The sequence below is a fragment of the Helicobacter muridarum genome, from assembly GCF_000765805.2.
GTDB classification, from domain to species: Bacteria; Campylobacterota; Campylobacteria; order Campylobacterales; family Helicobacteraceae; genus Helicobacter_A; species Helicobacter_A muridarum.
In genome coordinates, this window is record NZ_JRPD02000050.1 from 1 (window position 1) to 5576 (window position 5576).

Genomic DNA, 5576 nt, shown 5'->3' on the forward strand with positions numbered 1-5576 from the left:
TCGCTTGTTTTTCCAGCTTCGCATAGAAACTTCGCTTCGCTTGTTTTTCCAGCTTCGCATAGAAACTTCGCTTCGCTTGTTTTGAGTTGGGGGTAGTTGGGTTTATTTTGATTCTAAACTTTGGATTCTAAGCAAAAAACTTATTAGCTAGCTTGCAATACTTATCTTGCAATATTTGGCTTTAGTTTGCTATCTCTCACAGCCTTTAAGTGGGAGTAATTCAAGTAGTAAGCCTTATAGCTTTAATTTGCTCAATATGGCAAATAATAAAGACTAGATTGCTTTGTTATTTGCTATATTTTGACTTGCTAAATGGGCTTTTGCTAAACTTTAAAGATTTTATAAAATATCTATTGAATAATCAAAGATAGATAGCTTTAGATATTTGTTAGCTTTATATCTGTTTAGAATTACAAAGATAAAGCTTTAGATTCTAAAGTTACTAATCAATCTTTATCCCCTCTAACTCTAATAGTTTTCTTTTTATGTCAACACCACCTGCATAGCCTACTAGACTATTGTTTGAACCAATTACGCGATGACATGGAATGATAATGCAAATAGGATTAGACCCTACTGCACCTCCTACTGCTTGTGCGGACATATTGGGTATATTTTTCTCTTTTGCTATGATTTTAGCAATATCCTTATATGTAATAACTTCCCCTTTTTTTATTGTTTGTAATATTTCCCATACTCTTAATCTAAATGGTGTGGAATCTAGCTCTAAGCCGGGTGTAAAAGTTGGCAAATCTCCTAAAAAATATATATCCAACCATTGCTTTGTTTGCTCAAACACATCTAGCACTCCATGTTTGTATGGTTTATATGCTTCATATGTGTCTTGTATTTTTTTAAATTCTTTTTGTGTCTGGAAGTATAAACCAACTAGATTCTCATTTTTGCTTAGTATAATCATATCCCCAAAAGGAGAGTTATAATGTCTATAAATCATAATATTCCTTAGTTTTATATAATGCTATTTTGTAGGTAATGATTATATATAATCTCTTATAAAATTCTGGATTTATTTGAGACATGCAAGTAGTCCAAATCGACCCGTTATCCCATCTCTACGATATGAAAAGTATTCTTTATTGCAGCATGAGCAAATGGGAAAAATCTCTATATTTTGCAACAAAATTCCACATTCAAACATCTCATCATAAAGCATTGCAATCATATTTAATCTAGGATTGCTATTAGATTCCCTACCTTGTAATAGATACTTTTCTCCAAAATTTAGCGATATTTGCCGCGCTATGTCTAGCCCTATTTCATAGCAACATTCTCTTATTGAAGCTCCTATAAAAACCTTAATATCTTTTTGTAATACTCCATATTGTTCATTTAATATCTTTATGCTATGTGTTAAGATTTTTTGTGTTACTCCTAATCTCCCTGCATGTAATAGGGCGAAGACATTTCTTATAGGGCAATATAGCAGTATGGGATTACAATCTGCAACCATAATTAAACAAACAAAATCTTTTGAATCACATATAATGCCATCAGCATTACCTAGCAGTATTTCATCTACATTTGCAATTTCACTAGGCTTTACTTGAATGATATTTGAGGAATGTATTTGATTGAGATATAATAGTGTTTTATTTGGATAGTATGCTTGCATAATTGCTTGTCTATTTTTTGTTACATTTGTCTTTACATCTCCTACATGATAAGCTAGGTTTAGATTGTTGTATAGTGGCTTTTTTGTGCTTGGATTCTCTGAAATTGCTGCGCTATAATTTGCTTTATATTGGTTTAATGCTCTATTTGTCAGAATGAAATGTATTGAATCATTTTGAAATAACTCGCTATTTTTGCTAGAGTAGAATGTATTTATATTCATATCTTCCCTTGTTTGTTTGCTTTTCCAGCTTCGCATAGAAACTGCGCTTCGCTTGTTTTGTTAACTTTGATTTTATATCACAATTAACTCAATTACTCCTTAATTTTATTTAACTTTGTTAGATTGAGATTTTCTTTTACTAAAGAAAATTCGTTTGCTTTTTGTTATTAGAGCCAATCATAAATATTTCTATTATGTGATGTTGGCAAGCAAGGCTAAAGTATTTACTTTTAAAATGAATGAGTTACAACATTCTAAAACTCATAAGTAGCTGATAAATAATATCTCCTTCCTTCTCTTATATAGTTATAGTTATTAAAGAAAGTTGTTGTCATATTATTGGTTCCAAGCCCAGAGACTGGCTGAAAATCAACAAAGTTAAAATTAAATAGATTGTAGATTCCAAGATTCACACGCAAGCCTTTAGTGATATTAACATTAGCTCCTAAATGCACCAAATAATAAGGTTTAAAGAATTCTCCAAGCACTGCTATTTGCTTATCTGCATCGGCATTTCCACTAGCTGTGCGATATAGCCCCCTATGATGCCCCGCCTTAAACTCTCCTCTTATAAATACCCCAAACTTCTGTGTATTCCAAAATATAGCTGCATTGAAGTTATGCAAAGGCACATCTGTTAATTGCTGTCCTCTGCCTGTTTTACCCTCTATGATTTTAGTTTGATTTAGCGTATATGCAGCATTTAGGGTAATTTCACCATAGCCTACATCAATTGGATTTAACGCGCCATATATTTCAAAGCCATAGCTAATAGCCCTTTGTGCATTAATCCTAGATTGGCAGCCATCAGTGCTACTACATGTAACATTTGCTCCCGGAACAAATTGACCATTTTGTATTATGCCTGTGCTAACGATTTTATCATTAAAGTCAATGAAAAACCCAGTCAAAGAAGCATTAAAATAATCATTATCACTAAGGAATGAAAGCTCATAATTGATACTTGATTCTGGTTTTAGGTCTGGATTACCAAAGATTGGGACTCTTCCTTGTCTTGTTAGCCCCACTGTGCCGGGTGTTAAATCACTTAGTGCTGGTGTCTTATATCCGGTAGAAACCCCGCCTTTAATGGTTAGCCACTCATCAATTGCATTATATGCTAGATATAATCTAGGCGATATATTTGCTCCAAACTTTGAATTAAAATTCCCCCTAGCACCAACAGTTATAAATAAATCGTCCCAAAGGGCAAATTCAGATTCTGCAAATAATGCTCCTATGTGTTGATAAATTTGTGTTTTGGCTCCACCTATTGCTAGTAGGTTATCTTTAAAAACATTTAGCCAATATCTAGCACCAAAGGAAGTTTTTGCGCCAAATTTATCTCCAAAATGGAAAAATATATTTGTCTTATGATCAATTATAAAATCATGATTAGTAATATCCCTAGAATCTCCACTTCTAAAACCATTAACGACTTGGTCATTGTTGGTATTATTTGGAATAGAATCTTTTGTAATATATCTATTAGGATTACCTGTTATGTTGTATTGAATAGAGTTATTCATGATAAATTTTCGCATTAATCCTTCATCTGTATCTAAAAAAGTTGCATCATGATTAGCAATTACATTTGCTCGATAGATATTATATTTACTAGTATAGCCACTCTGTGCTTCTGGTGGCTGAATGTTTCCATTCTTGTTATATGAGCCTAGTAGCCCTGTGGAGTTATCATATATTTGATGTCCAAAGTCTATATCTAAATACGCACTATGTTTAGAATTACTCCATGAAGATTCTTTTGGATCTTTGCCATCATTCCATAGTAATCTACCACCAAGATTCCATATTTTACCCATGGCTAAGCCTACTATAGTATTTCTTACTGCTTGTCCAGCTGTTCCGCTAGATGTTCTAAATGTCTCTAAATCGGTTGCAGGCACGAAATCTCTAGTATATTGTCGTCCCCTAAGCATTAGTCCAAAGCTTTTAGCTTGATTTAAGGGACCGGCGGTAAAAATAGATATAGATTGAGAATTGCCGAATTTAGGACTTTCTTGGAGTGTATAGTCATAAGTTACACTAGCACCCCATTTATCAAAGTTCTTTTTAGTAATGATATTTACTACACCACCTATGGCATCGCTACCATAGAGTGTAGAAGCTGGACCACGAATAACCTCAATTCTCTCAATAGCTGTTATTGGTGGCATAAAGCTTGTAATAGATTCTCCAAAGCCATTTGGAAATGTGGAATCTTGCGAGCTGCCATTAATCCTTTTGCCATCAACTAGTATCAAAGTATAAGCCTGCCCCATACCTCGAATTGAGATTCCATATCCACCTGTTTTACCTACTCCATTATCAATATCTACACCCGGCACCAAGGATATAGCCTCGGCAATATCACGCACGGGGCGCGTTAGAATGTCCTTTGGATCTACTACGCTAATGCTTGCTGGAGCTAATGTAAGATTTTGAGCGAACCCTCCAGCTGTAGTAACAACAGAATCTAATCTATGAGCAGATCTAGGCTCGCCTGTATAGTCTGTATTGTCACTTGTGTTTGGACTACTATCTTGCGGTTTAGATTCACTCTTTGTGTCATCGGCTTTGGCTAGCTTGATTTGCTCTATGCTAGATGCACTAGCATTATTTTGCTTGAGTTGCTGTGTATTTGATTGGCTTTGTGTTTGTATGTTTTGTTCATTTATTAGATTAGGTTGATTTGCGCTTACTAATGCTTGAGATATAAAAGCCAGACATAGAAATGCTTGAAACTTAAGGGTTATTTGTTTATACTGATGCATATAACACCCCCCCCCCACTATTTTCACCTTTGTTGAAAGTGTTTTTTTTTGGTTGTTATTTATCATAAAACCTCCTAATTAATATAATTTATAAAATGATAATTATATCTATTAAATATGAATTAAATAACATTGATACTATATTATTATAATGTTTTTATAAATTATTAGCATATTGTTTTCATTATTATATATATAATGCGATTCTGATATTAAATAAATATTGAATAAATTTATTTAGCTTGAACATTTATACTTTAGACTTTATGGTGAATTTTCATAATGGCAAAGATATGATGATTAAAGTCGAAATGATAAGATTTGTCGTTTTATCAAGGCTTTTAAGCAAGATAACTCTTAAAGCTTTAAAAGGCAGATAAATTGCTTTATATCCATTTAGGCGATTTGCATTATATGCAAAAAGTCTAATATTTATTAGAGCACTTTCTTACCCTTTATTTTCTATCATTTCTTCTTTTCTTGAGCAATAAATAAAGCGAAGAATCTCATAGGAGTAGTAGGGAGATTCTTAAGTTGCTTCGCTCCTTAAGACATTACAAAAGAGGGCTTAAGACAAGATGTATTGTCGCTCTGAATACATGGCTTGTCATATTGAGCACAGTTAAGAATCTTAAAAGGGAGATATTTTGTTTTGCTTACGCAAAAATCTCAATATGATAAGGTAATCGTCATGTCTTAGGTGTTTCCTCATCTTGTCATTGTGTGGTGGCTAGCTCTTTTTGTCATGTTTGCAAGTGTGGGCAAGAGTTTCGCTCGTGCGAGCAAAGCTAAAATCTTAAAAAGAAGATCTACTTGTTAAAATGGCAAGTTTAATTGATTTGCATAAGAGAATCATATCAATCAAAAATACCAAAAACAAGCATTAAGGAATATTTAGAAAATGAGACAATTTATGGGCTAATATTGGCTTTTATTGTTAGGGCAAT

Annotated in this window: 3 protein-coding genes; all 3 read right to left on the bottom strand. The window is 33.2% G+C overall.

All coding sequences use genetic code 11. The features are described from left to right. Positions 1 to 442: 442 nt before the first annotated feature. The 3 genes from LS73_RS09605 to LS73_RS09615 all read right to left on the bottom strand — a co-directional run bounded on the left by LS73_RS09605 (position 443) and on the right by LS73_RS09615 (position 4695). Complete coding sequence (locus LS73_RS09605; RefSeq protein ID WP_034558672.1) at positions 443 to 955, bottom strand: methylated-DNA--[protein]-cysteine S-methyltransferase; 513 nt, start codon at positions 953 to 955, stop codon at positions 443 to 445. 72 nt (positions 956 to 1027) lie between these two features. Next, on the bottom strand, positions 1028 to 1855 hold the full coding sequence (locus tag LS73_RS09610; RefSeq protein WP_081955621.1) for a purine nucleoside phosphorylase YfiH/LACC1 family protein: 828 nt from the start codon (positions 1853 to 1855) through the stop codon (positions 1028 to 1030). A 254-nt stretch (positions 1856 to 2109) separates the two neighbouring features. Then, positions 2110 to 4695 (bottom strand): TonB-dependent receptor domain-containing protein, encoded by a 2586-nt coding sequence (locus LS73_RS09615; protein WP_034558675.1) that lies wholly within the window; start codon positions 4693 to 4695, stop codon positions 2110 to 2112. Positions 4696 to 5576: the final 881 nt, after the last annotated feature.

Bases quoted from the DNA above. Each gene is read 5' to 3' on its own strand.
- LS73_RS09615 (WP_034558675.1), bottom strand. From the start codon at position 4,695: ATGATAAATAACAACCAAAAAAAAACACTTTCAACAAAGGTGAAAATA.
- LS73_RS09610 (WP_081955621.1), bottom strand. From the start codon at position 1,855: ATGAATATAAATACATTCTACTCTAGCAAAAATAGCGAGTTATTTCAA.
- LS73_RS09605 (WP_034558672.1), bottom strand. From the start codon at position 955: ATGATTTATAGACATTATAACTCTCCTTTTGGGGATATGATTATACTA.